At 39.2% G+C, this 25,021-nt stretch carries 25 protein-coding genes; 14 read left to right on the forward strand and 11 right to left on the reverse strand.

Features of this window, described 5'->3' with window-relative positions; translation table 11 throughout:
* The first annotated feature begins 7 nt into the window (after positions 1 to 7).
* The 12 genes from IAG46_RS15815 to IAG46_RS15870 are packed head-to-tail and all read left to right on the forward strand — an operon-like array spanning position 8 to position 9,598.
* Complete coding sequence (locus tag IAG46_RS15815) at positions 8 to 1,246, forward strand: sodium:proton antiporter (RefSeq protein WP_190811357.1); 1,239 nt, start codon at positions 8 to 10, stop codon at positions 1,244 to 1,246.
* 26 nt (positions 1,247 to 1,272) lie between these two features.
* Positions 1,273 to 3,228, forward strand: coding sequence for a thiamine pyrophosphate-binding protein (locus IAG46_RS15820; protein ID WP_190811358.1), 1,956 nt, complete (start codon positions 1,273 to 1,275; stop codon positions 3,226 to 3,228).
* A 1-nt stretch (position 3,229) separates the two neighbouring features.
* Complete coding sequence (locus IAG46_RS15825; protein ID WP_190811359.1) at positions 3,230 to 3,445, forward strand: hypothetical protein; 216 nt, start codon at positions 3,230 to 3,232, stop codon at positions 3,443 to 3,445.
* Positions 3,445 to 3,840 (forward strand): hypothetical protein, encoded by a 396-nt coding sequence (locus IAG46_RS15830; RefSeq protein WP_190811360.1) that lies wholly within the window; start codon positions 3,445 to 3,447, stop codon positions 3,838 to 3,840. Before IAG46_RS15825 ends, IAG46_RS15830 begins: the two co-directional genes overlap by 1 nt.
* A complete protein-coding gene (locus IAG46_RS15835) occupies positions 3,840 to 4,871 on the forward strand; it encodes a Rieske 2Fe-2S domain-containing protein (protein ID WP_190811361.1) in 1,032 nt (343 codons plus the stop codon). The genes IAG46_RS15830 and IAG46_RS15835 overlap by 1 nt, the downstream gene beginning before the upstream one ends.
* A gap of 3 nt (positions 4,872 to 4,874) precedes the next feature.
* On the forward strand, positions 4,875 to 5,663 hold the full coding sequence (locus IAG46_RS15840; protein WP_190811362.1) for a hypothetical protein: 789 nt from the start codon (positions 4,875 to 4,877) through the stop codon (positions 5,661 to 5,663).
* Between the two features lies 1 nt (position 5,664).
* Positions 5,665 to 6,111, forward strand: a complete 447-nt coding sequence (locus IAG46_RS15845) for a YHS domain-containing (seleno)protein (protein WP_190811363.1) — start codon at positions 5,665 to 5,667, stop codon at positions 6,109 to 6,111.
* Positions 6,112 to 6,127: 16 nt separating this feature from the next.
* Complete coding sequence (locus IAG46_RS15850; RefSeq protein WP_190811364.1) at positions 6,128 to 6,781, forward strand: LysE family transporter; 654 nt, start codon at positions 6,128 to 6,130, stop codon at positions 6,779 to 6,781.
* 5 nt (positions 6,782 to 6,786) lie between these two features.
* Entirely contained in the window at positions 6,787 to 7,272 is a 486-nt protein-coding gene (locus IAG46_RS15855; protein ID WP_190811365.1) for a DinB family protein, read from the forward strand.
* Entirely contained in the window at positions 7,260 to 7,979 is a 720-nt protein-coding gene (locus tag IAG46_RS15860; protein ID WP_190811366.1) for an NRDE family protein, read from the forward strand. Before IAG46_RS15855 ends, IAG46_RS15860 begins: the two co-directional genes overlap by 13 nt.
* Positions 7,980 to 8,005: 26 nt before the next feature.
* Positions 8,006 to 9,019, forward strand: a complete 1,014-nt coding sequence (locus IAG46_RS15865) for a D-alanine--D-alanine ligase (RefSeq protein ID WP_223826730.1) — start codon at positions 8,006 to 8,008, stop codon at positions 9,017 to 9,019.
* Entirely contained in the window at positions 9,020 to 9,598 is a 579-nt protein-coding gene (locus IAG46_RS15870; RefSeq protein ID WP_190811368.1) for a hypothetical protein, read from the forward strand.
* Here the strand turns inward: IAG46_RS15870 and IAG46_RS15875 are convergent.
* The 7 genes from IAG46_RS15875 to rpsO all read right to left on the reverse strand — a co-directional run bounded on the left by IAG46_RS15875 (position 9,595) and on the right by rpsO (position 16,903).
* The gene (locus IAG46_RS15875) at positions 9,595 to 10,347 is read right to left on the reverse strand and encodes a hypothetical protein (protein WP_190811369.1); all 753 of its coding nucleotides are present in this window, start codon (positions 10,345 to 10,347) and stop codon (positions 9,595 to 9,597) included. The genes IAG46_RS15870 and IAG46_RS15875 overlap by 4 nt on opposite strands.
* A 56-nt stretch (positions 10,348 to 10,403) precedes the next feature.
* On the reverse strand, positions 10,404 to 11,384 hold the full coding sequence (locus IAG46_RS15880) for a YpdA family putative bacillithiol disulfide reductase (protein WP_190811370.1): 981 nt from the start codon (positions 11,382 to 11,384) through the stop codon (positions 10,404 to 10,406).
* Complete coding sequence (gene rpe, locus IAG46_RS15885) at positions 11,384 to 12,043, reverse strand: ribulose-phosphate 3-epimerase (protein WP_190811371.1); 660 nt, start codon at positions 12,041 to 12,043, stop codon at positions 11,384 to 11,386. The genes IAG46_RS15880 and rpe overlap by 1 nt, the downstream gene beginning before the upstream one ends.
* Before the next feature lie 69 nt (positions 12,044 to 12,112).
* Positions 12,113 to 12,895, reverse strand: a complete 783-nt coding sequence (locus IAG46_RS15890) for a leishmanolysin-related zinc metalloendopeptidase (RefSeq protein WP_190811372.1) — start codon at positions 12,893 to 12,895, stop codon at positions 12,113 to 12,115.
* 287 nt (positions 12,896 to 13,182) lie between these two features.
* A complete protein-coding gene (locus IAG46_RS15895; protein ID WP_094997794.1) occupies positions 13,183 to 14,046 on the reverse strand; it encodes an RNA polymerase sigma factor RpoD/SigA in 864 nt (287 codons plus the stop codon).
* A gap of 159 nt (positions 14,047 to 14,205) precedes the next feature.
* Complete coding sequence (locus tag IAG46_RS15900) at positions 14,206 to 16,419, reverse strand: polyribonucleotide nucleotidyltransferase (RefSeq protein WP_190811373.1); 2,214 nt, start codon at positions 16,417 to 16,419, stop codon at positions 14,206 to 14,208.
* A 214-nt stretch (positions 16,420 to 16,633) separates the two neighbouring features.
* The gene (rpsO, locus tag IAG46_RS15905; protein WP_190811374.1) at positions 16,634 to 16,903 is read right to left on the reverse strand and encodes a 30S ribosomal protein S15; all 270 of its coding nucleotides are present in this window, start codon (positions 16,901 to 16,903) and stop codon (positions 16,634 to 16,636) included.
* Positions 16,904 to 17,055: 152 nt separating this feature from the next.
* Here rpsO and IAG46_RS15910 point away from each other — a divergent pair, with 152 nt between their 5' ends.
* Positions 17,056 to 17,934 carry a hypothetical protein gene (locus IAG46_RS15910; protein ID WP_190811375.1) on the forward strand — a complete coding sequence of 293 codons (879 nt, stop codon included), beginning with the start codon at positions 17,056 to 17,058 and terminating at the stop codon, positions 17,932 to 17,934.
* Positions 17,935 to 17,981: 47 nt separating this feature from the next.
* Here IAG46_RS15910 and accD read toward each other — a convergent pair whose 3' ends face one another.
* From accD to IAG46_RS15925, 3 genes are read right to left on the reverse strand one after another with little or no spacing between them, the layout of a single operon-like run.
* Entirely contained in the window at positions 17,982 to 18,842 is an 861-nt protein-coding gene (accD, locus tag IAG46_RS15915; protein ID WP_190811376.1) for an acetyl-CoA carboxylase, carboxyltransferase subunit beta, read from the reverse strand.
* A gap of 23 nt (positions 18,843 to 18,865) precedes the next feature.
* On the reverse strand, positions 18,866 to 19,933 hold the full coding sequence (fbaA, locus tag IAG46_RS15920; protein ID WP_190811377.1) for a class II fructose-bisphosphate aldolase: 1,068 nt from the start codon (positions 19,931 to 19,933) through the stop codon (positions 18,866 to 18,868).
* A 51-nt stretch (positions 19,934 to 19,984) separates the two neighbouring features.
* Positions 19,985 to 22,579, reverse strand: a complete 2,595-nt coding sequence (locus IAG46_RS15925; RefSeq protein WP_190811378.1) for a BamA/TamA family outer membrane protein — start codon at positions 22,577 to 22,579, stop codon at positions 19,985 to 19,987.
* 24 nt (positions 22,580 to 22,603) lie between these two features.
* Between IAG46_RS15925 and IAG46_RS15930 the strand changes: the two genes are divergently transcribed.
* A complete protein-coding gene (locus IAG46_RS15930; RefSeq protein WP_190811379.1) occupies positions 22,604 to 23,326 on the forward strand; it encodes an RNA methyltransferase in 723 nt (240 codons plus the stop codon).
* Here the strand turns inward: IAG46_RS15930 and IAG46_RS15935 are convergent.
* Entirely contained in the window at positions 23,323 to 24,870 is a 1,548-nt protein-coding gene (locus tag IAG46_RS15935; protein ID WP_190811380.1) for a sulfatase, read from the reverse strand. The genes IAG46_RS15930 and IAG46_RS15935 overlap by 4 nt on opposite strands.
* Between the last annotated feature and the right edge of the window lie 151 nt (positions 24,871 to 25,021).

Here is a 25,021-nt window from a genome sequence, read left to right on the forward strand (position 1 = left end):
CATAGATATGTTTCAAATTTTCACAGGTATAGTCGCACTTTCATCGCTGCTAAGCTTCATCAACAAAAAGCTGTTGAAATTACCTGATACCATTGGTGTAATGCTGTTGGCCATTGTGGCTTCTTTGTCCATTGCGATGCTGGACTTCATTGACCATGAGGTGTTTGTCAGTGTTTGCGCTATTGTTCATGAAATTGATTTTAGAACCATCCTCTTTGACTTTTTATTGAGCTTTTTACTATTTGCAGGTTCAATCCATGTGAATTTGCACAGGCTACTCGAAGAAAAAGGCCCTGTATTGATCTATGCCTCTTTGGGTGTGTTGATTTCAACTTTTTTGATAGGGACCCTATTCTATTATACAGCTGGACTGTTTGGTATGCAAATAGACTATATATACTGCCTTGTTTTTGGAGCTTTGATTTCTCCAACAGACCCTATTGCAGTACTAGCCCTGCTTAAAAAAGCCGGAGCGCCGAAGGATATGGAAATTAAAATTGTTGGAGAATCGCTTTTCAATGATGGTGTAGGTATTGTGGTGTTCATTTCACTATTGTCAATAGCCACAATGACCGGAGGGCATGGTGTAGAGCCATCACATATTTTTCTAGAGTTCGCCCAAGAGGCTTTTGGAGGTATTGCATTGGGATTTGTTCTTGGTTTTATAGGTAAGCTTTTCCTAAAGAGAATTTATGAATCACCAATTGTAGCCGTGCATATTTCAATTGCTATTGTGATGGGGGGATATTGGCTGGCGTCAATGATTCATGTTTCAGGAGCGTTGGCAATGGTCGTTATGGGCCTGATGATAGGAGATTATCTTCATAAATCATGTGAAAGTGAACCGCTAAAGGAAAACATGAACATATTCTGGAAGGTTTTGGATGAAATTTTGAATGCCGTCCTCTTTGTTTTGATTGGACTGGAGATAGTAAGTCTCAATTTTCATCCAGATTATTTGATTGCGGGCTTAGTGGCAATTCCGATCGTGTTGTTTTCCAGATACATTTCGGTTTTCATCTCCAACATATTTTTCAAAAAGGAACATCGCAGTAATAAAAACAAAGTTGCTGTATTGACTTGGGCTGGATTAAGAGGTGGAATCTCCATTGCATTGGCACTTACATTACCTGAAGGAGAATTTAGGGATGCTTTGATATTCGTGACGTATTGTGTGGTGGTATTCTCCATTATCGTTCAGGGACTTACCATAGATAAAGTAGTGGTGAAACTGCTCAAAAACTAATGAATTAACTAGAAAAAACACTAACAATGGCAGCTGAAAAGAACAAAGTTTGGCATAAAGTGCTTGAAAATAAAAAGGAACTACCAGAAGGTAGGGTCAAGACGGTTACTGCAGCACATAAGGGAATATGTTTAACTCATTTTGAGGGGAAGTTTTCCGCATTGGATAATAGATGCCCTCATCAAGGAGGTCCATTGGGAGAAGGCTCTATAGAAAATGGACTGCTCCGTTGTCCATGGCATGGTTGGGATTTTCATCCCTGTACCGGTCTTCCCCCGGGAGGATATGATGATGGTATCGAAACCTTTGAGGTCAAAGAAGAAAATGATGCAATTTATGTGGGACTTGAAGAAGAACAACCTCATGAAACCACGGTGTCAGATATTATGGCCGAAACTATGGTCAACTGGGGTGTAACTAAGGTTTTTGGTATGGTAGGACATTCCAATCTTGGTTTTGCTGATGCCATGAGACGTCAAGAAGAAAAAGGAAAATTGAACTTTTATGGAATTCGACATGAGGGAGCAGCTGCTTTTGCTGCTTCTGCTTATGGAAAGTTAATGGGTAGACCCGCTGCGTGTTTTTCCATTGCCGGACCGGGAGCTACCAATATGTTTACCGGAATGTGGGATGCAAAAGTTGACCGCGCTCCTTTGTTGGCCTTGACAGGGCAAGTAGCAACACAAGTAGTTGGAACTGGGAACTTCCAAGAAGTAGATTTGGTTCAAGCTTTTGGTAGTGTTGCTGAATTCAATCATAGAGTACAAAGTGATAGTAGACATGGAGAATTGATGTCGCTCGCGGTTAAACACGCCATATTAAACCGAGATGTTTCGCATTTGACCTTTCCCGATGAAGTCCAAGAGCGAAAAGCCAAACCGGGAGCAAGAGCAAAAACCTCTGAAAAACGAATCACATCCATGGAGATTGCCCCTCCAAAAGAAGCTTTGGATGATGCGGTAGAACTCATCAAAAAATCCAAACGTCCAGTAATTGTTTTGGGACATGGAGCTAGAGCACACAAAAAAAGCATTGTAAAATTTGCTGAGAGTTTAAACGCCGCCGTTGTGACTACCTTTAAAGGAAAAGGACTGATTCCGGATAATCACCCTTTAGGTGGAGGTGTTTTGGGTAGAAGTGGAACACCAATTGCTTCGTGGTTTATGAACGAATCCGATTTGCTCATTGTCTTTGGAGCTTCGTTCTCTAACCATACTGGAATTACCCCTAAAAAACCCATTATCCAAGTAGATTTTGACCCATTGGCATTAAGTAAGTTCCATAAAGTTGAAGTTGCTGTTTGGGGTGAAATCTCAAGAACCCTTGAGCTTTTTGAAGATGAATTAAAAGGGAACATAACAACTTTTGATCAAACCCAAGAAATCGCCGAACGTTGGAAAATATGGAAGGCGGAAAAGGCAAAACGACTGTTGGAAACTTCGGAAGATGGAATCAGTTCCATAGCAGTGTTCGAAGCTATGAATAAACTGACCCCAGAAGATGCCGTAATGTGTGTGGATGTGGGCAACAATGCGTACTCCTTTGGACGTTATTTTGAATCCAAACAGCACGATTTTTTAATGTCTGGATATTTAGGGTCCATTGGTTTTGCTCTTCCAGCGTCTATTGGTGCTTGGACAGCTGTTGGGGATTCTAGACCTGTAGTGGCCGTAGCCGGAGATGGAGGATTATGTCAGTATTTGGCCGAAATCACCACTTTGGTCAAATATAAAATGCCCGTCAAGCTAATTGTATTAAACAATCATGAGCTAGGGAAGATATCCAAAGAGCAAAGAGCAGGGGAATTCGATGTCTGGAAAACTTCACTTTCCAATCCAAATTTTGCTGAATTTGCGCAATCCTGCGGTGCTTGGGGGAAAAGAATTGAGAATCAAGAAGATCTGGAAACAGGTATGAAAGAGCTTTTCGCCCATGAAGGACCTGCGGTATTGGAGGTAATTGCCGATGTAAATCTAATTTAATATGGAAGCTGTTATTACAGTGTTTTTGACCATTTTAGGAATCTATTTTAGCCTTGGGCTGCTGTTCGGCCTTTATTTCATTTTCTTAGGAGCCACTAAAGTAGACCCGTTTATGACAGACAGTAAAAAGAAGGTTCGATTGTTGCTTTTTCCCGGAGTAGTCGCCACATGGCCTTTTTTAGTAGGAAAACTGATTAAACCTAAAACGTTGAACTAATGGATGCGGGTTTACGAAAAAGGCATAAATACATTTGGTTGCTATTGACCTTAGTACTCTCCACCTTGTTGATTATGGTTATCAAAAGCTTGAATTTCAACCCAAGAGTAGAGTCAAGTTATGCATCTGAAGAGGTTGCAGACCCTATAAAGGAAGCAAAGCACGATGTAATGGATGTAACAGTTGTAAAAACAGTTGATGCCCATGTTTTGGAGTTGAATGTAAAACAACCTATTAAAAGTGCTTCATCCGTAATCTTTACATTGGATGAAAATCAAAAAATTGGACAACTAGAAGGTATAGGCACCTATACATTTCAATTAGAAAATGAAATCAGTGGAATCATCATAAAAGATGTCATTAAGAATCAAGAAATATTAAAACTGGAATTCTAATGGGATTGGATTATACATTGGTGCTCTGGAACAAGCACAAAAAAACCTACGACAAGATCATTGGATTTGGAATGCTATTGTATCTGTTGGTGTTTATAATCTTGACTTTGGTATTGAATCCGGAGACAACGGCAGAGACCATGATTATTCGAGCATTTGGTTCCTTGGCAGTTTTGATGCTTCATATCATATTGATTATTGGCCCTTTGAGTAGATTAAATCCTCAATTTTTACCCATTTTATACAATCGTAGACATTTGGGGGTGAGTATGTTTTTAGCGGCTTTGGTTCATGGTGTTTTTTCAATCATCCAGTTTCACACCTTGGGAAATGTTAATCCCATTTATGCCGTATTTACCTCGAATATGGATTATGGCTCCTTGACCAATTTCCCGTTTCAGGTTTTGGGTTTTTTAGCCTTGTTAATCCTGTTCTTTATGGCCTCCACAAGCCATGATTTTTTCCTTAAAAATCTTTCCCCAAAAATTTGGAAAGGATTGCACATGATGGTTTATCTGGCATACGCGCTCATTATCATGCATGTATTTTTAGGAGCATTTCAACAAGAAACATCACCTTTTACTATAGGTATTATGGTCATTGGATTTATGTTGATAACCAGCTTACATCTGATAAGCGCTTTGAAAGAATCCAAGATTGACGGACTTAAGTCTGAAAAGGCCGATGATGGTTGGTTGAAAGTATGCGGTGCGGATGAAATTCCGAATGACAGAGCTAAAATATTCACAGTTGGCAAAGAACGGGTGGCCATCTTCAAATATGATGGAAAGCTTTCTGCCATCCACAATGTTTGCAAGCATCAGGGGGGACCTTTGGGAGAAGGAAAGATTGTGGACGGATGCATTACTTGCCCTTGGCACGGGTACCAATATTTGCCTCAAAATGGACAATCTCCACCACCATTTACAGAAAAGGTGGTTACATACGGGCTACGTTTAGATGAAGGAATGATATATATCAATCCCGATGGTTTTGAAGAGGGAACCGAAGTTGAACCCGTAAAGTGTTGAAAAATGGAGAAGAAGGATGAATTTTATATCGGTTATGTTGATGCTGTGGGTGAAGAAACCAAGAGAACCACCAAACGGTTTGTGTTCATAGCCATTGGTGTATTGTTGCTCGGGGCATTTTTGTTTGGTTTTTTTCAAAAAGAAGCTATCAATAGCGCTTTCGATTTCAATGCCCCAACCAAGGTTTCAGGCACTTATCAAGAAGCACCATACCCCATGTTGCGAATAAAATTGGGAGATGATACCTTCAAAAATGTGCTTTTGCTCGGATTTGGGAAATTTGGCGCCAATACCTATTTGGAAGATATCAAGCAAAAAGAAGGAAACCTTAATGGCAAACATTTGACCATCGAGGGAAACCTGATTTATTACAACGGCAAAACACTTCTTGAGATTGACGATGGTCAAAAGATAAGCCTGACCGATTCAAAGACCAAGAATTATATGCTTCCTGAGATAATGGGTAGCCATAAGGTTTCGGGAGAGATAGTGGACCCCAAGTGCTATTTTGGGGTTATGAAGCCAGGGTATGGCAAAATACATCGCAGCTGTGCCGCTCTTTGTATTTCTGGTGGCGTACCTCCCGTTTTGGTCTCACAGAGCAAAAATGCAATTTCTGACTATTTTTTATTGACAGATTTGAAAGGAAATCCAATTCACAAAGACATACTACCTTATATAGGACAACCTTCTTTGCTTCAAGGTGAGGTGGAGAAAATGGGAGGTTGGTATACCATGCGTATCGATATTTCCCAAATTAAAAAATTGGATAAGGTGTCGTCAATTTATTAGAATGAAGAAAGTTGTAATTGCACTGTTTTTGATGTTGGGTCATATCTCTTTTGCCCAATCTATCGATTACAATACAAAAAAAGGATATGCTGCCAATGGATATGATGTGGTTGCCTATTTTGATGGAAAGGCCCTAATTGGAAGCAAAGAATTCAGCACCAAACATGATGAGGTCAATTATAAATTTTCATCTCAAGAAAACAAGAATAGGTTCATAGCAAATCCAGCCAAGCACATTCCACAATATGGTGGATACTGCGCTTATGCAGTTGCCAAATCCGGGAAAAAAGTAAGCATCAACCCTGAAACATTTGAAATCAGGGATGGAAAATTATATCTCTTTTACAATTCAGGCCGCACCAATACCTTAAAACTCTGGACCAGCGAAGCACCAAACCAACTTCAAGTTATAGCTGACAAAAACTGGCAAAAAATAAAGAATAAGTAGATTCTTAGTTTTTAAAATGAACAAGTACGCAAAGATTGGTTTTTCGGGATTGCTGGTGAGTTTTTTGGGTGCGCTGCCCCTTGGAACCTTGAACATCACTGCTTTTGATATTGCTGCATCACAAAGTCTGGTTTCAGCCATATGGTTTGCGGTGGCGGTTGTATTGGTAGAGCTAATCGTTGTACGATTAACCCTATTTGGAAATGAAAAACTGCAATTTGGCGAAAAAATGTCCAATTATCTTATACCATTTGGAATCATATTGCTGCTGTATTTGGCCGTAACCAGTTTTATGGCCTCAACTGAAATTTCGGAAATGGGATCGAGAATAAATGTACTTCCCCAAATCAGTTCGGCATTTTGGTTGGGTTTTTTATTGAGTGCTCTAAACCCTTTGCATATCCCTTTTTGGATGACTTGGAACAAAGTTCTCTCTTCCAGGGGAATATTGGAAACATCAAGAAGCTCATATACGCTATACATTTTGGGAATAGGTGTGGGATCGCTTTTAGGTATTGGCCTTTTCATTTTTGCTGGTAAATATATTTTTACAAACTATGAGAGTTATAGTATGTTGACCAATTTATTAATGGGGCTATTATACCTAGGTTTTTCTATCTATCTAATGTTCCTTTTGGTCAAAAAACGCCTTAAACTTAAAACACAATAACCGTTATGTTCAAATCTTCAATAGCTACTATTGAGCAATTCAAAGAAATTCTGTTGCAACTTCCAGAGGATTACTATGCGCATTCTTGCGAGGCGCTTTTTAATGCTTCAATAGGCCAGCATACAAGACATATCATTGAGTTATATTTATGTTTGATCAATGGTTATGATGGAGCCGAAGTTTCTTATGACAAACGTGAACGAAACCAAAAAATAGAGCAAGATGTATATTTTGCCATAAAACAATTACAACGAATTCAATCCGATTTGGAAAAGCCTAATAAAGCAGTAAAAGTTGCTTATGAATTAGGTGGAATGGAAACCTGTTTAGAGTCCAATTATTATCGTGAAGTCATGTACAATTTGGAACACACTATCCATCATCATGCACTTATCAAAGTTGGAATCAAACATTTTACAACTTTGGAGCTGCCAGAATCTTTTGGAGTGGCACCCTCAACAATGCAACACCGAGAAGCATGTGCACAGTAAGTTTTATTTCTAGAAATAACAGCTATTTCATCACCTCTAATCGTGATGAGCATGTTTCACGTCCAAATGCTTTTGAACCAAGAGAGGAAATCATAAATTCAGTCAAGATACTTTTCCCGAGGGACCCAAAAGCTGGAGGCACATGGTTTGCCCTTAATGAGCACGGTGTGGTAGCAGTGCTGCTCAATGGGGCTTTTATAAGGCACAAATCTTTTGGAAACTATTCCAAAAGTAGGGGCGTGGTACTTTTAGAAGTAATAAGTGCAGAAAATCCCATGCTTTTCCTTCAAGAAATGGATTTACGCAATATCGAGCCATTTACCATGGTATTGTTTGATGGGATGAAACTGGTTGAACTTCGTTGGGATGGTAAGAAAAGATATTTTAAACCATTGGATAAGGGCGAAGATTATATTTGGTCGTCGGTAACGCTTTACGATGATGAGGCAATAGAACGAAGAAATTCACTTTTTGCTAATTTTATTGATGAGGAAGAGGAGCTTACTGCTTCTGCTATAGTTGATTTCCATTCCAATAACCATGAAGACTACGAAAATGGATTTATTATTAATAGGGATACCGGATTGAAAACCTTTAGTGTTACCCAAGTTGTTTTAGATAATCAAGATTCTGTTTTGCAGCATTTCGATCTATTGAATGATAAAAAGCACATAATTCCATTTTCATCAAACCAACTTATAACATGAGCTCTTGGAGATTAAAATGGCATAAGATGACACATTGGGAATATTGGCCCCTCTGGGCAATATATTACCCCTTGTTCCCAGTTTGGTTGTATTTTTCCATTAAAGCACGTTCGTTTTTCTTTTTTAATGCTGCCAATCCTACGATGAAAAATGGAGGTATGGCCATGGAATCTAAAATGGAAATCTATAAAATAATCCCAGAACAACATATTCCACAAACGGTATTTATTTCTAGGGATGAACGGCCAGAAATGGCTTTGGAAAATGTTTTGAGAAATGGGATTATATTTCCGTTTATTGCAAAACCAGATATAGGCATGAAGGCCTTTGGCGTGGATAAAATCCATAATAAAGATGAATTCAAGGACTATTTTTCCAAAACACCGGAAAATTTCTTGGTACAAGAACTGATTCCCTACACCAAAGAGGTCGGCATTTTTTATGTTAGAAAACCAGGAGAGAAAAAGGGTAAAATCACGGGGATAGTCTCTAAGGAGTTTTTATCCGTTATTGGGGATGGAAAAAGTTCAATTTTAGAACTGATTAAAAGAGACCCGAGAAGTCATTTACAGCTTAAAGCATTGCAAAAAAAGTTTGGTTTCAAGCTCAACCAAGTTTTGGATGAGAATCAGGAATTTGTTTTGGTCCCTTACGGAAGTCATACCAGGGGAGCCAAATTTATTGATGATACACATAGATTAAATGGACGTCTTTTAAAGGTTATCGATGACATTTGCTCTAAAATTGATGGTTTTCATTACGGTCGATTGGATGTGCTGCACAACTCCTTGGAAGACCTTTCCAATGGAAAAAACTTCAGTATTATTGAAATTAATGGGGCAGGAGGGGAAGCTACCCATATTTATGATCCCAAACATTCCCTGTTTTTTGCATGGAAGGAGATAACACGACATTGGGGCATGTTGAACGAAATTAGCATTAGTAATCATAAAAGGGGCCATTCCTATTTAAGCTTTAAAGATGGACGGGCAATGTTAAGGGCTAATGGAGAATTGGAAGCGCAACTTAAAATTATTTAGATGAAAACTCGATTCGGCCTTTTATTTTTGCTTTGGTTTTCGCTTTGTGGAACAATGTCCGTGGCACAGGATTCAACCTCGGCACATTACCCTGTATACTTGGGTGTTTCTGTACAATTCTATCCGGCAGGTGTTATTCCAACAATCAATTTGGAACATGCTATTTCTGAAAAATCATCCGTGCTTTTAAGACTGGGCGGAAATTTTGTTGACCGTAAAGACTTTAGTGATGTGAATATTACTGAAGAAGGAGAAGGTTTTGGAGGTTCTGTTGGTTTTCGAAGACATTTCCCTTCGGGAAAAGGAAAGTTCATTGCCGGTTTAAACCTGGATATATGGAGCTTGAATATTGATTGGACGGACATTGGTCCAGCCGATGCCCCTATTTCTGGAAGTACCTATACTTTGGTGCTTCAACCTTGGTTGGAAGGAGGATATTTTCTACCCATTAAAAATACACGCTCGCAACTTGGGCTTACACTTGGTTTTGGCAGGGAAATTAATGCGATTACCAGTGGAGCAGAAGTTGAGCAAGGATTTATTGGCAGTGTCTCCCTGCAATATCAGTTTTCGCTTTAAGAAGTATAGGCTTTGAACGCTTCTTGAAAAAATTGAACGATTATATTTTCCACTACATTGGATGCTCCTAAAATTCCTCCTTTAAAGCCATTATTCTTCCATTCCCCATGGGTAAGGTTTTGAAATGTTGAGGTGTCAAGACCATCATGACCTTGGTACCCACTGATATAAAAATAGTGGTCGTTTACCATGCTATCCGGAATGGCCATCCCCATACCAATGGATTTTCCAGAACCGTCATTTAAGGTCACAAAAGCACCAGTATCAAAATGATGTGGCCAAATACGAATGTCCGATTCTAAATTTTCATTTTGAAGAAACGTTTTTAATGTATTTTGGGATATTGTCCGCAAATGAATTAACCCCTGTAACTCCTCAGGATTGGAAAGACCAAATGTAAAGTCGTCGGTAATGGAATAGGGTAAGTCATAATGTAAATCGTATGTGTAGGGCTTTTCCAGTTTTGACTCCGAGGCCATTTTTGAAATCCATTCCACAATTTCACCATGTGATTTGCCTTTCAGGGCAAGCACTTGGCTTTTATCTTTTGAGACCCATTTCAACGAAAAATTGGTGTATTCAAATGCCAAGTAAACACCTGTTTCATCCAATTCCCATGTTCGCAGCGTGTTATCTTCGGTGAAAAACCCAACATTGGTATGACTGTCGTCAGATTTGGGTTCTAAAAAGCTTTTCCCAGCAGTGGCTAGGTATTGAGAGGCTAAATGTACTTGAGTTAGTGTATCCATACGTATAAATGTATGGAATCTTAGTCGTCCAAAAGAAAATTGATTACAAATCGTGGTTAGACCCTTGAGGCACCCTGTTTTTTAACAATGGCATTCATGATTATGGGCGCATGGATACGGGAATTTTCAATAAACCATTTATGGGTTTCCATTCCGCCGCAGATAACACCAGCTAAAAACAAGCCTTCAATATTGGTCTCCATAGTGTCGTGATTATATTGGGGAAGACGTTTGTCGTCCTGGGAAAGTTCGATACCCAGTTTTTCCAAGAATTCAAAGTTGGGCATATAGCCCGTAAGGGCCAGCACAAAATCGTTTTCCAGTGTAACTTCACCTTCTGGAGTGTCAATGATGAGCTCTGTAGATGTAATTTCCTTAACATTGGCGTTGTAATATGCCTTAATGCTTCCTTCTTCAATGCGGTTGATAACATCTGGACGAACCCAATACTTGACTCTTTGACCCACTTCTGGTCCACGAATGATCAGCGTGACTTCGGAACCTTTGCGCCAACACTCCAAAGCGGCATCTATTGCCGAATTACTTGCTCCTACAACCGCTAATTTCTGACTAGCGTAAAAATGCGGGTCTTTGTAGTAATGTGAAACTTTGGGTAAATCTTCGCCCGGCACGTTGATTTTATTTGGCAAATCGTAAAATCCTGTCGCTACAACAATGTTTTTTGCAGTATACTGTCCTTTATCCGTGGTCACAGAAAAAATTTGGGACTTTTTTTGTACGCTCAACACTTTTTCAAATAGATGGATGTTAAGCTGATTGGAGGTTACAATTCGACGGTAATATTCCAACGCCTCATTGCGTTTAGGTTTCGCTTCTTTACTAATAAAAGGGATGTCATCTATCTCCAATCGTTCCGAAGAAGAAAAAAACTGCATGTTTATAGGGTAATTGAACAAGGAGTTCACTATTGGGCCTTTTTCAACGATCAGATAGGTAAGTCCTTTTTTCTTGGCTTCAAGGCCACAAGCAATGCCAATAGGGCCACCTCCAATGATCAGTACATCAAATTCTTGCATCAAGCAATGGTTTCTTTTAGATTTTTGATGATTTCCGTAGGATTATCGCTTTTGAAGACAAAACTACCTGCAACCAAAACATCAGCTCCGGCATCCACCAGTTTTTTGGCATTGGTCGCATTTACCCCTCCATCAATTTCAATAAGGGCCTTAGAATTTCTCTTTTCGATGATATTTTTTAGATCAGATACTTTTTGATAGGTGTTTTCAATAAAAGATTGCCCACCAAAACCTGGGTTTACGCTCATCATACAAACCAAATCGATATCTTGGATGGTATCTTCCAATAAGTTTACAGAGGTATGTGGATTCAAGGCCACGCCTGCTTTCATACCTTCAGCTTTTATAGCCTGCAAGGTTCTGTGCAGGTGATTACAAGCTTCATAATGTACGGTAAGGTTGTTGGACCCTAAATGGGCAAAGGTTTTGATATAACGGTCTGGATCAACAATCATTAAATGAACATCCAATGTTTTTTTGGCATGTTCAGCTATGGCTTTGATCACGGGCATTCCAAATGAAATATTTGGTACAAAAACACCATCCATAATATCTAAATGGAACCAATCGGCGTCACTTTGGTTAACCATTTCTACATCATGTTGAAGGTTGGCAAAATCTGCTGCCAAAAGGGAAGGAGCTACTAATTTTGAATTCATCTGAGCATTATATGCATACAAAAATAGCAAATGCTTTTTGAAGCAAGCGAATTCTAGCTTTCCTCATTTTCATTTGTCCAAAAATGCAGATTCAGGAAGTACAATGGGAGCACATCGAAGTATCTTACGATTGCACATTTTGCACATGTTGTTTTCATTCAATTCTTTTAAAGATAATAGGGTGGGATCGGGAAGATTGTATTCATCGGCAACATTATAGTTCACTCGATACCCCATATCTTCAAAAGCACCGATTGAGAGTTTGCTGATGGGATTGCTACCACTATCAATGAATCCGGTCATTAGCTCGTTGTCAAATATCAATTCGCGCCAATGTCCATCCCGAGTGCCTTCTCCGCCGGTGTTGGCCACAGGAACAAAGTCCAATGTTTCACTTTTTGTTAGTTCCTGGTATTCTCGAATTGCATTTTGACCTGTAAAAATGGGATTTTCAGAACCTTCCGCAGCAATGAGATTCATAAATTGGGAAGACCAAAGGGTGCCGAAACCCAAAACATGACCCATTTCATGGATAATAACATCGTTAAGGCTGTTTTCTGCTTCCAATCTTGCTAAATCAGCACTATCAAATCGCATAATTCCCGTGGCAGGCAAAAAACTTCCAGCCCTAAGCTGTGTTGGACCGGCTTGACCTAAAATTCCGGAAGTACCATCAATATTAGTTCCCTGTGCATCAATTCTGATATTATCGATGACATCACCATTGGCCAATCGCACTCTCGGTAGTTCGTTAATGATGATTTGTTGCCATCTGCAAGCTGCTGTATCAAAAATATCTTGTTGGCTCTGCGTTAATCCTCCCAAAAACCGTATTGCTATTGAAAAACCCATACCTATGTTTTTAAATTAATGTTCAGCCCCAAATATTTACGTTGGAAAACAGTAGATAGGAGGTGATTGGAAAAACTTTAACAGTAAGATGAGAAGTATGTGTCAATTAATTTGACAGTGCATTAGGGTATATAAATGAAAAAACTCCGGTAATCAGCCGGAGTTTATTCATCAATCAAAAAACGAACAGTCATGATAAACTGTTGTAGGATTACAAATTACAACTTTCTTGCCAAAAAACAAATTTAAGGATTGTTTAACTGTAATTTGTGCGGATAATCTTATGATTATCCCAAATAAGTCTTTAAAATTTTGCTTCTAGAGGTATGTTTCAACCTTCTGATCGCTTTTTCTTTTATTTGGCGAACACGTTCTCTGGTAAGATCAAATGTCTCTCCAATTTCCTCCAAAGTCATAGAATGTTGTCCTGCCAAACCAAAGTATAGTCGAATAACATCCGCTTCTCTTGGAGTCAATGTTTCCAATGCGCGTTCTATTTCAGTGCGCAACGATTCGTGCAACAATTCCTTATCTGGATTTGGAGACTCTCCGCTACGTAAAACATCGTAAAGGTTGGAATCTTCACCATCAATTAATGGCGCATCCATAGATACGTGTCTACCTGAATTTTTTAAGGATTGTTTTACATCTTCAACCGTCATGTCCAATTCCTTGGCAATTTCTTCCGCTGATGGAATTCGCTCATGGGCTTGTTCCAAGAAAGCAAAAGTCTTGTTGATCTTATTGATGGAACCAATCTTGTTCAACGGCAAACGAACAATACGGGATTGTTCCGCCAACGCTTGAAGTATAGATTGACGAATCCACCAAACGGCATATGATATAAATTTAAATCCACGGGTTTCATCAAAACGCTGTGCAGCTTTGATTAGTCCTAAATTTCCCTCATTTATCAAATCAGGAAGGGTTAATCCTTGGTTTTGATACTGTTTTGCAACAGAAACCACGAATCTGAGGTTGGCTTTAGTTAATTTCTCTAAGGCTATCTGGTCTCCCGCCTTGATTCGCTGTGCCAATTCTACTTCTTCATCGGCAGTGATCAAGTCCACTTTACCGATTTCCTGTAAATATTTGTCCAACGAAGCGGTTTCCCTATTGGTAACCTGTTTTGTAATTTTTAACTGTCTCATTTATTTTCCCTTCAAATTAAATTTGTGAACCGAAGCTCATTAAGTTATACGTAGGAAAAAGCAAAAAGTTACATTTTAATAAAGTTTTCTTGATTTTTTGTTGTAAAAAAGGCCCCAAGCGATGCTTGGAGCCTTTATTTTCAATGAATTGACTGTTATTTAGTCTCTTCTGGGTTTTCTGTCACGATTGCCACCTCTGCGGTCTCCGCCTCTTCGATCATTGTTTCTAGGTGGACGCTCTACATAACCTTCTGGTTTAGGTAAAAGCGCTTTTCTTGAAACTTTTTCTTTTCTGGTTCTTGGATCAAGACCAAAATATTTCACATCAAAAACATCTCCCATATTTACAACATCGGACACATTTTCGGTTCGTTCCCATGCCAACTCAGACACATGAAGTAAAACTTCATTACCTGGAGCTTCAACATATTCAACCACAGCACCAAAGTCAAGCATTTTGATAACTTTTACTTCGTAAATGCTACCAACTTCCGGTTTGAACATTAATGCCTCAATTTTGGCGATGACTGCATCAATACCATCTTGACCTGTACCTAAAATTTCCACTATACCTTCTTCAGTATCAGGATCTTCGTTGATAACTATAGTCGTATTGGTTTCCTTTTGCAATTCTTGAATCACTTTTCCACCAGAACCAATAACTGCACCAATGTATTCTCCAGGAATAATTTTGGTAACAATTTTTGGAGCATAAGATTTCACTTCAGCATTTGGAGCAGCGATAGTATCGGTCAATTTTTCAAGAATATGAAGTCTACCCTCTTTGGCTTGCATTAATGCTTTTACCAAGATTTCATAAGACAAACCTTTTACCTTGATGTCCATTTGACAAGCAGTGATACCGTCAGCAGTACCGGTTACTTTAAAATCCATGTCTCCCAAGTGATCCTCATCACCTAAAATATCGGATAAAACGGCATAATTACCAGAATCAGCATCGGAAATTAATCCCATTGCAATACCTGAAACTGGTTTTTTTAACTGAACACCGGCATCCATCAATGCCATTGTACCAGAACAAACAGTTGCCATTGAAGATGATCCATTGGATTCCAGTACTTCGGATACTACTCTTACAGTATAAGGACAATCTTCAGGAATCATACCTTTTAATGCACGTTGTGCCAAGTTTCCGTGACCTACTTCTCTACGTGATGTACCACGTATTGGTCTTGCTTCTCCCGTTGAAAATGGAGGGAAGTTATAGTGCAAGTAAAACGTTTCTTCGCCTTCGTACGATGGCATGTCTATCTTATTGGCTTCTCTGGAAGTTCCTAGAGTTACCGTGGCCAATGCTTGCGTCTCACCTCTTGTAAAGATGGATGAACCGTGGACAGAAGGCAAATAGTCAATCTCACACCAAATTGGTCTGATCTCATCAGTTTTTCTACCGTCTAATCGTAAACCATCATTCAGGGTTAAATCCCTCACCGCTGCTTTTTCAGCTTTATAGAAATATTTTGACACCAAATCACCAAAATCTTCTAATTCTTCTTCTGAAAAAGTTGCTTTTACCTCTTCCTTGATAGCATCAAAGGCAGCACTGCGCTCATGTTTTGCGGAACCTGCCTTGGCAACAGCATATACCTTATCATAAGTAAGGTCATGCACTTTTTTGGCTAGGTCTTCATCTTCTCTTTCGGCTTCGTACTCACGTACTTCTTTCTTTCCGAAAGCTTCAGCTAATTTTATTTGGGCAGCACATTGTACTTTGATGGCTTCATGCGCAAATTTGATGGCTTCGGTCATTTCCTCTTCAGAAATCTCCTCCATCTCTCCTTCTACCATCATTACAGAATCAGCAGAGGCACCGATCATCATATCAATGTCGGATTCTTTTAACTGTTCTCTTGTTGGGTTGATGATGAATTCACCATTAACACGTCCAACTCTAGCTTCTGAGATAGCACACTCAAATGGAAAATCTGAAAGTTGAATTGCCGCTGAAGCAGCAAGTCCAGCCATAGCATCTGGCATTACTTCATCATCATGTGACATTAATTGAATCATTACCTGCGTTTCAGCATGATAATCTTTAGGGAATAATGGTCTTAAAACCCTGTCTACCAAACGCATGGTCAATACTTCGCCATCACTTGGTCTTGCTTCACGTTTGAAGAAACCACCAGGATATCTCCCGGCAGCAGCAAATTTTTCGCGATAATCTACCGTAAGCGGTAAAAAATCGACATCACTTTGCTTGTAATTCGAAACAACTGTACATAGTAACATACACTTGCCCGACTGGACAACAACAGAACCATGGGCCTGCTTTGCCAATTTTCCGGTTTCGATAGAAATTTCTCTACCGTCACCGAGGTCAATGACCTCTTTAAAAGTTTTTGGAATCATAAAATAAGTCTTACCCACTAAAATTTGTGTGGGTCGTTAAACATTTGGTCTACCGCCATCCGGACGGTCGGGTTGTGTTGTTGTGTTGACCAATGAAAAACTGTAGGCAGCTTTTTGTGTTTGCCCAATCTTAAGATTGGGGCTTTTTAATTGTAAAACCCTTCGGCAAGCTCAGGGTAAAAATAATGGGAGTCGAATGGACTCCCAATTATTTTTATTTTCTAATACCTAGTTCTTTTATTAACTCACGGTATCTTACAATGTCTTTTTTCTTTAGGTAATCCAAAAGACTACGTCTTTTACCTACCAATTTTACCAAAGAACGCTCGGTGTTATAATCCTTGTGGTTCTTTTTAAGGTGTAGTGTTAAATGGTTGATACGGTGTGTGAACAATGCGATTTGCCCTTCCGTAGAACCTGTGTTGCTCTCAGAGCCGCCGTGTTTCTTAAAGATATCGGCTTTTACTTCTTTTGTTAAATACATTCCAATATTTATTTAAATGATTTTTATGTATTGATTGTCTTTCAATCAGCGTGCAAAGATAACTTCTTTTTTCAAAATGAAAAATTTTGAAGCTTGATTAAACCTTTTGTTTTTGGATGGGTCATAGAACCAAACCCTAAAATTTAATCATTATGAAAAAGGATCTTAAACAATTCAATTTTAAGAAAAGCGTCCCATTTTTTATGGGAATTCTATTTTTAATGGCGGCTTCGTGTTCCAAAGAGGAGGATTCCACAGAAGAACTGTCAAGTTCTGAAGTAATTTCGGCTACAGAACTGCAATATAGTGATGAGACCGAAATGATTTCAGAAGAGGTTACGGCCATTGCGGAAGATGTTTATGCTTCTGATGAGATTTCATTTATCTCAAAAGTACCGCACCGATCTGATTTTCTGCCAGATTGTGTCACCATTACCACTGTAATTACAGATACCACCAAAGAGAAGACCATTGATTTTGGAGAAGGTTGTGAATTACCCAATGGAAATGTGTTGAGTGGTATTATCAACTTGAGCTACGCAAAGGATATGGAAGCAGCGACTAAATCGCTTGCTCTGAGTCTCGAGAATTTTACTTTCAATGGTGTTGCCATTGAAGGAAGCGCCGATATTCTGCGCGAGCGTTCCAATGAGAACGAGAATCCACAATCTACGGCCAATGCGTCTTTTTCTGCAATATGGCCTGATGATGGTACAGCTTCTTTTGAAGGAACCCGAACTAGGGAATGGATAGAAGGATATGGTTCTGGTTTTTGGGGAGACAACGTTTTCTTGATTACCGGCAAACGTACTTATGTTGGCAGGGAAGGCAACATTTTTGTAAAAGAAGTGATTACGTCTTTACGTAGGGAAATGGCCTGTAGGTTTATTGTGAGTGGGGTTTTGGAAATTTCCAGAAACGATAATACCGCTAGCTTGGATTTTGGTGATGGCACTTGTGATGCAAAGGGAATCTTGACCTTACCTGATGGTACTGAAAAGGAAATATTTTTACGCCGCTTCAAAAAATAACGATTTGGAAAGCGTAAAAGAAAAAGCCCCGTAATCGGGGCTTTTTTTTATGATCTTAAGGGTTGATTTGTAATCAAATCGATGTATTGGTTTATTTTCTTTTTTAAATCCCTTCGATGGGAAATAAAATCCAAGAAACCATTCTCCTTTAAAAATTCCGAAGTTTGGAAACCTTCCGGAAGGTCTTTTCCAACAGTATCTTTAACTACGCGGGGTCCTGCAAAACCAATCAATGCTCCTGGTTCTGAAATATTAATATCACCCAGCATGGCGTATGAAGCGGTTGTTCCGCCAGTGGTTGGATCTGTACAAAGGGAAATATAAGGGACTTTTGCCTCGGCCAATTGGGCCAATTTAGCAGAAGTTTTTGCCAACTGCATTAATGATAATGCAGCTTCCATCATTCGTGCCCCGCCTGATTTTGAAATCATTACAAACGGTACTTTCTTCTTCCTGGCATGATCAATGGCCCGTGAAATCTTTTCACCGACCACACTTCCCATGGATCCACCGATAAAGCTGAAATCCATACAGGCAATCACCAATTCTTTGCCCATGGATTTACCGACCGCAGTGCGGACAGCATCTTTTAATCCTGTTTTTTGCTGAGCAGCTTTTAATCTCTCGGAGTATTTTTTGGTATCTACAAACTTAAGAGGGTCTTTAGCTGACAACTTTTCATCCAATTCCTTGAATTTATTATCATCAAAAAGAATCTCAAAATATTCCTTGCTACCGATTCTTACGTGATAGTCATCTTCAGGACTTACGTAAAAATTCTTTGCCAAATCCTCAGATTCAACAATTTTTCCGGTGGGAGATTTATACCAGAGACCTTTTGGGGTGTCTTTTTTCTCCTCGGTAGCTGTCTGTATTCCTTTTTCTTTTCTTTTAAACCAAGACGACATGGAATCTATATTAGGTTAAACCTTTACAGTGTGTTCACGTTATTGAGGTCTTCAAAGGCTTGTTTCAGTCTTTCTACAAAAGACTTTTCTCCTTCTCGAAGCCAAACACGTGGATCATAGAATTTCTTGTTTGGCTGATCAGCTCCCTCAGGATTTCCAATTTGCGCTTGCAAATAACCAGATTTATCTTGAACATAATCCCTAACACCTGATAAAAATGCGTATTGAAGGTCTGTATCGATATTCATTTTAATGACACCATATCCGATTGCTTCCCTAATTTCCTCTAGAGTGGATCCTGATCCACCATGGAAAACAAAATCGATATGATTGTGCTCAACTCCATATTTCTCAGAAACAAATTCTTGTGAATTCTTCAAGATTTTAGGAGTCAAGGTAACGTTTCCAGGTTTGTATACCCCGTGAACATTTCCAAAAGCGGCCGCAATGGTAAATTTGGGACTCACTTTTGACAATTCTTCATAAGCATACGCCACTTCTTCGGGCTGTGTATAAAGTTTGGAACTGTCAATATCAGTATTGTCTACACCATCTTCTTCACCACCGGTTACACCTAGCTCAATTTCCAAGGTCATGTCCATTTTGCTCATGCGTTCCAAATACCCTTTGCATATTTCTATGTTTTCCTCGATAGGTTCTTCAGATAAATCGATCATATGCGAACTGAACAATGATTTTCCAGTTGCTGCGTAGTGTTCTTCACTGGCATCCAAAAGTCCATCAACCCAAGGCAAAAGCTTTTTGGCACAATGGTCAGTATGCAATATTACGGTCGCACCGTAAGCTTCGGCCAATTGGTGCACATGCTTTGCTCCGGCCACTGCTCCTTGTACAGCTGCTCTTTGATTTTCATTGGACAATCCCTTTCCGGCATTGAATTGTGCTCCACCATTGGAGAATTGGACAATTACAGGAGAATTTAAAGCTGCTGCAGTTTCTAAAACACCATTTATAGTGTTGGATCCAATCACATTCACCGCGGGAAGTGCGTAGCCATTTTCCTTAGCGTGATTAAAAATAGCTTGAACTTCATCGCCCGTTGCAACGCCCGGCTTAATATTGTGGGACATACTTAGTTAATTTTGGTTAAATAAGTGAACAAAAGTAATAAAATATTCGGTCTAGAAAGGATAATTTATACCGATATTGAAACCAGCGTTCTTAAAGTTATACTGCCTAAACCAGCGTTTGGACGCTTCTTCGGCCGGATTATAGGTTTTAAAACCTATATCGAGTCTAAAAACGAAGTAGGTGAAGTCGTACCGTAGCCCAAATCCGGTACCCAAAGCTGTATCCGATAAAGAATTGAATCCACTGAAAACGGCATCGGGATTATCTTCATTGTCAAACACGTTCCAAATATTGCCGGCATCAGCAAACAAAGCGCCTTTAACGTCACCCGCAATAGGAAAGCGATATTCCAGATTCATGGCCAGTTTCAGGTTAGCTTCATTAAAATCATTGATGTTACTGGTTCTTCCTGGGCCCAGTTCATAAGCATTCCATGCCCTATTATCATTTGACCCCCCTGCGAAGTAACTGCGGACAAATGGGATATTTTCTGAGTTGCCATAGGGAATTGCGAGTCCAAAAAAGCTTCGAAAAGCCAGTACTTTGGCATTTCCAACCTCCCAATGGCGGATAAAATCAAACTCAGTTTTAAAATATTGGGAGAAGGGCACCCCAAAGACCAATAGCTGGTCATTATCATTTTTATTATACGGAACGATGCCATCTAAAGCAGAGAGTAGGTTGCCCGCACTTTCCAATTTAATTCGAAATTGATAGAAGTCGTTATCGTTTATATCTATCTTACTATTTTTTGAAAGAGTATAATTACTGGCAAAAATGAGATTGTTTTCCGTTAATCTTTGTCTTCTTTCCTCAATACTATTTACCTCATCTCGCTCATCTTGGGTTACCGGAATGTCATTGTTCAGCACTCCTTGAACAAAATCATTGGCACCTGTAGGGACATTTAATCTTAATGGGTCCTCCACATCGGTTGAGGCTTCAAAAAATGACGCGTATTGGGGATCATCCTGAAATCCATCGGCTATACCATCCAAATTACTGAAAGTGTTCTGGTAAACATTATAGAAGTTATCTGGATTTACATTACGAACAAACTCCACATTGAGCAGTTCTATAGTATTGCGAAGACTATTGGAGGGATTCCAATTGTACGAAAGTATGGTGTTGAAAGATTGTTTGTCGAGTCCTATGTTCTTCTGAAAATTAGTACCGACCAAAAATCGACTTTGTGGCAGCATGTAATGAGGAATGATCTTTTCCGTATTGAAAGGAAGCCATATTCTTGGAAAAGTAATGTTGATATCTCCACCTATTTCAGAAGTAAATGAGCCACCGGTCAACGATGAACCACGATCATTGAGAAGACCTATTGAACCTCTGGCGGAAATATTCAGGGTCTCCGCTCCTCCAAATACATTACGAGTGATAACGGAGCCACCAAAAGTGGTTCCCACCTGTTGTATGTTGGAATGTGTAATATCAAAATCCAGGTTCAGCGAAAATTTGGGTCGCGGAGCCAAATAGACATTAGATGTCAAAAGGGCATCATCTGATTCTGGAATGAATTCAATATTTGGATATTTGAAGGTATTTAGGTTGGTAATCTGTCGGTACGTTCTAATACGGTCCAAATCTCTATAAATGCTATCTTTTTCAAAGAAAACTGCATCCGTGAGGGCTTTGGGTTTATATTTTAATTTGTTGTTATAATATATGGTATAGTTTTCATGGTCTACGGATTTTAAGGAATCTGTGCTTCCGCCAATAAGATAATCAGCATAAATATTGACCTTCTTAAAACGATGAATCTTATAGGTGTTTTCCGCAGAAGTGCTATCATTTGCACTTCTGGGTTTTTGAATGTTCAGTTGCACATCCATCTTTTGATCATTGGCCACTTTGGTGGTATCCCTTAGGATGTCGTAGTTAATGGAGCTTTCTTGAAAGTTGTAAAACCCTGAGTTCCTGAACAGGGTAGTGAGGCGTTCCCTTTCTATTGTGAAATTGCCTAGATCAAACTGATCACCACTTTTAACAAAAGATTTGTCAAAAGCCTTGTTGTAAACAGAATCCAGTTCCGGTGAACTTATATTTCTTTGAAGGGTATCTATATAAAAAGGTTTGTTCAGATTGATTTGATATTCAATTTCAGCCCTTTTTTTGCGTTTTCCCTTGGCCACATTGAAGGTGCCCGAGTTATTAAAGTAACCTTTGCTATTATAATAGGCCTTCAATCTGTCCACTGATTTCTGGGTCAACACAGTATCGATAATAACGGGTGCTTCCCCAATTCTTTTTAGGAAATCACTGGCGCCCTTTACCATAAAAGATTCCCGCAAGCGATTTACTTGCTTTTGTGACAGAAGATTGTTAAGTCGTTTTTCCCGCTTTTCTTTTTTATGCAGCCAATTTTGAAAGGATGAATCTGGATTTTCTTTTGCGAGATTGTAAAGGTTTAATCGAAGGGGATATCCTAGTAGAGTACTATTTGGTTTTTGTGAGATTAAACTCCGAATATCACTATTATTGATCTTTTCATCATCCGCATAAATTGAGTTTTTTGTAAGCAAAAATTCTCCATCATCCACTTTTTTTAAGGTATTGCATGCAGCCATGCCCAATATAAGCAACAATAATCCTATTTTTGCCCAGTTGTGCAATAGACCTGAAGGTGCCCTCATAGAAGCCAAAAATACACGATTTAGATGGTTACTAAAAACCAAATTAAACTAGTTAAGAGCTTACAGCAAAAAAAGTACCGAAGTCAACATAAGTTGTTTGTTGTTGAGGGAAAAAAAGCGGTTTTAGAACTTATTGGGGCAGGACTAGAGCCTTTTAAACTGTTTGTGGACACCAAAATTTGGAATGAAGGTTTTAAGGGTTTTGAACAGGTTGCTTCTTCGGAATTGAAACAGATGAGCAGCTTAAGCTCCCCTAATGGAGTGTTAGGAGTGTTTCATATACCTGTTGTTGAACCAATTGAGGATTCGGATTGGGTAGTCGCTTTGGACGATATACGCGACCCTGGAAATTTGGGAACAATCATTAGATTGTGTGATTGGTTTGGGATAAACCATTTGGTTTGTTCTCTTAACACAGTGGACTGTTACAATCCAAAAGTATTGCAGGCAACAATGGGCTCTATAGCCAGGGTGAACGTTGTATACACTGACTTGGAAAAGTATTTAGAGGAATCAGCGCAGCCTGTTTATGGCGCTTTTATGGATGGGGAAGCAGTTTACGGTAAAGAGCTGCCAAAAAGTGGAGTTTTGGTCATGGGCAATGAAGCCAATGGGATTTCCAGTGGAATTGAATCAATAATTTCAGAACGAATAGCAATTCCTCAATTTGGAGAAAATACCACGGAAAGTTTGAATGTGGCCACGGCTACTGCAATTCTTTTAAATGAAATGAAGAGAAAGGGTTAATCCAGTTCTTCTTGCAAGATACCATCCATTTGTGGATGGCCCACATCAGAATCCCTGTAAAAATCCTTTTCTTTTTTCAATTCGACTTTCATGTCCGAAATGATTTCAGCATATTTTGGGTCGTCTATAGCATTATGCAGTTCTTTAGGATCCTCATTTAGATCATAAAATTCCCAAGCAGGCTGCGTTGAGGTAGTGTCGCTTCCGTACATGCCCAATCCTTGACCATAAAAAAGGGCAAGCTTGTATCTTTTGTTGCGTATGCCAAAGTGTGCAGGTCTATCCGGTGAATGGAGCCAATATCTGTAATACATTTGCTCTCGCCAATCGTCGGCCGTATTCCCTCTTAGGTTTTCCCGAAAACTTTTACCTTGAATATAATCTTGAGGTGGTAAGCCAGCATAGTCGGCCAATAGGGCTGCAAAATCAATATTTAAAATAATATCATCCAATCGTTTTCCCTTCATGGTTTCTTTGGGATATCGAATCACAAATGGCATGCGTAGACTTTCTTCATAAATTAATCTTTTGTCGAAAAAGCCATGTTCTCCCAAAAAGTAACCTTGATCAGCCGTATAGATCACTATAGTATTGTCCGCAACGCCTTCTTCTTCCAAATAATCGAGCAGCTTGCCAATATTATCATCAATAGCTGCTCCACATCGAATAAAATCTTTTGTTAGTTTTTGAAATATTTTACCGCGTTTTTGAATACTGTCCAAACCATCAAGCGGGTAGGGGAGGCCTGGGTAAGATGTCCAGAATTCTTCTGGATTTTCGGTGGCTTTTTGCCAACGGATGCCCAAATTTTCCAACTTTTGACCTTTGAACGTCCTTCCGGTGGCTTCTTTTCCAAAATCGTATAAGGATTCAGGTTCCGGAAGTTTAACATCCTTGAGATAGTCATTATATCTTTTTGGATATTCAAATGGCTCATGAGTGGCCTTAAAACTGCAAACCATCATAAAGGGTTGGTCTTTTTGTCTTTTTTTCAAATGTTCGATGGTCAAATCTGTTATCACGTCGGTTGAAAAACCTTTATGGACAATACCTTCCTCTTCTTTAATATATCCATCTTGCCAATCTTCTTTTACCTTAAAAATAGGATCCCAATACCTGCCTTGGCCAGGTAGAACCTTAAAATAATCAAAACCCTCGGGCTGTTTATCCAAATGCCATTTTCCAATTATGGCGGTCTGATAACCCGATTCCCCAAGCGATCTAGCAATGTTAGGATGCCCTTCGGGTAAAGACTCTCTAAGCGTGTATACCTGGTTTAAGTGACTGTATTGCCCTGTTAAAATAGCCGCTCGACTTGGGCTGCAAATTGAATTTGTACAGAATGCGTTATCCAAAATCACTCCCTCGTCTGCCAATCTTTGGATATTCTGATTTTTTACAAAATCCTTCAATTGCCCTCCATAAATGCCCCAGGATTGTGAAGTATGGTCATCGGAAAGAATGAACAAGATATTCGGACGCTCTTTTTCTTGGGGTTGGCATCCAACCAAAAATAGTAGTAGAGGAATGAGTAAATAGCGCATACACAAGTTTTTATGAAATGAACATAAATTTTTTCGTTGGTATATTTCCCACCTAAATGAATAAAATTTATGCGAATTACTGAATGTCTTGAAATTTTTAAGATATTAAAATTCAATGATTTAAAAATTTCATATAGATGAAAATAGTAAA

Origin of the sequence: Flagellimonas sp. S3867 (assembly GCF_014698935.1) — a bacterium.
In the GTDB taxonomy this organism is placed as follows: Bacteria; Bacteroidota; Bacteroidia; order Flavobacteriales; family Flavobacteriaceae; genus Flagellimonas.

Excerpts from the sequence above, each read along its gene's own strand:
- IAG46_RS15815 (WP_190811357.1), top strand. The coding sequence starts at position 8 with ATGTTTCAAATTTTCACAGGTATAGTCGCACTTTCATCGCTGCTAAGC.
- IAG46_RS15820 (WP_190811358.1), top strand. The coding sequence starts at position 1,273 with ATGGCAGCTGAAAAGAACAAAGTTTGGCATAAAGTGCTTGAAAATAAA.
- IAG46_RS15825 (WP_190811359.1), top strand. The coding sequence starts at position 3,230 with ATGGAAGCTGTTATTACAGTGTTTTTGACCATTTTAGGAATCTATTTT.
- IAG46_RS15830 (WP_190811360.1), top strand. The coding sequence starts at position 3,445 with ATGGATGCGGGTTTACGAAAAAGGCATAAATACATTTGGTTGCTATTG.
- IAG46_RS15835 (WP_190811361.1), top strand. The coding sequence starts at position 3,840 with ATGGGATTGGATTATACATTGGTGCTCTGGAACAAGCACAAAAAAACC.
- IAG46_RS15840 (WP_190811362.1), top strand. The coding sequence starts at position 4,875 with ATGGAGAAGAAGGATGAATTTTATATCGGTTATGTTGATGCTGTGGGT.
- IAG46_RS15845 (WP_190811363.1), top strand. The coding sequence starts at position 5,665 with ATGAAGAAAGTTGTAATTGCACTGTTTTTGATGTTGGGTCATATCTCT.
- IAG46_RS15850 (WP_190811364.1), top strand. The coding sequence starts at position 6,128 with ATGAACAAGTACGCAAAGATTGGTTTTTCGGGATTGCTGGTGAGTTTT.
- IAG46_RS15855 (WP_190811365.1), top strand. The coding sequence starts at position 6,787 with ATGTTCAAATCTTCAATAGCTACTATTGAGCAATTCAAAGAAATTCTG.
- IAG46_RS15860 (WP_190811366.1), top strand. The coding sequence starts at position 7,260 with ATGTGCACAGTAAGTTTTATTTCTAGAAATAACAGCTATTTCATCACC.
- IAG46_RS15865 (WP_223826730.1), top strand. The coding sequence starts at position 8,006 with ATGACACATTGGGAATATTGGCCCCTCTGGGCAATATATTACCCCTTG.
- IAG46_RS15870 (WP_190811368.1), top strand. The coding sequence starts at position 9,020 with ATGAAAACTCGATTCGGCCTTTTATTTTTGCTTTGGTTTTCGCTTTGT.
- IAG46_RS15875 (WP_190811369.1), bottom strand. The coding sequence starts at position 10,347 with ATGGATACACTAACTCAAGTACATTTAGCCTCTCAATACCTAGCCACT.
- IAG46_RS15880 (WP_190811370.1), bottom strand. The coding sequence starts at position 11,384 with ATGCAAGAATTTGATGTACTGATCATTGGAGGTGGCCCTATTGGCATT.
- rpe (WP_190811371.1), bottom strand. The coding sequence starts at position 12,043 with ATGAATTCAAAATTAGTAGCTCCTTCCCTTTTGGCAGCAGATTTTGCC.
- IAG46_RS15890 (WP_190811372.1), bottom strand. The coding sequence starts at position 12,895 with ATGGGTTTTTCAATAGCAATACGGTTTTTGGGAGGATTAACGCAGAGC.
- IAG46_RS15895 (WP_094997794.1), bottom strand. The coding sequence starts at position 14,046 with ATGAGACAGTTAAAAATTACAAAACAGGTTACCAATAGGGAAACCGCT.
- IAG46_RS15900 (WP_190811373.1), bottom strand. The coding sequence starts at position 16,419 with ATGATTCCAAAAACTTTTAAAGAGGTCATTGACCTCGGTGACGGTAGA.
- rpsO (WP_190811374.1), bottom strand. The coding sequence starts at position 16,903 with ATGTATTTAACAAAAGAAGTAAAAGCCGATATCTTTAAGAAACACGGC.
- IAG46_RS15910 (WP_190811375.1), top strand. The coding sequence starts at position 17,056 with ATGAAAAAGGATCTTAAACAATTCAATTTTAAGAAAAGCGTCCCATTT.
- accD (WP_190811376.1), bottom strand. The coding sequence starts at position 18,842 with ATGTCGTCTTGGTTTAAAAGAAAAGAAAAAGGAATACAGACAGCTACC.
- fbaA (WP_190811377.1), bottom strand. The coding sequence starts at position 19,933 with ATGTCCCACAATATTAAGCCGGGCGTTGCAACGGGCGATGAAGTTCAA.
- IAG46_RS15925 (WP_190811378.1), bottom strand. The coding sequence starts at position 22,579 with ATGAGGGCACCTTCAGGTCTATTGCACAACTGGGCAAAAATAGGATTA.
- IAG46_RS15930 (WP_190811379.1), top strand. The coding sequence starts at position 22,604 with ATGGTTACTAAAAACCAAATTAAACTAGTTAAGAGCTTACAGCAAAAA.
- IAG46_RS15935 (WP_190811380.1), bottom strand. The coding sequence starts at position 24,870 with ATGCGCTATTTACTCATTCCTCTACTACTATTTTTGGTTGGATGCCAA.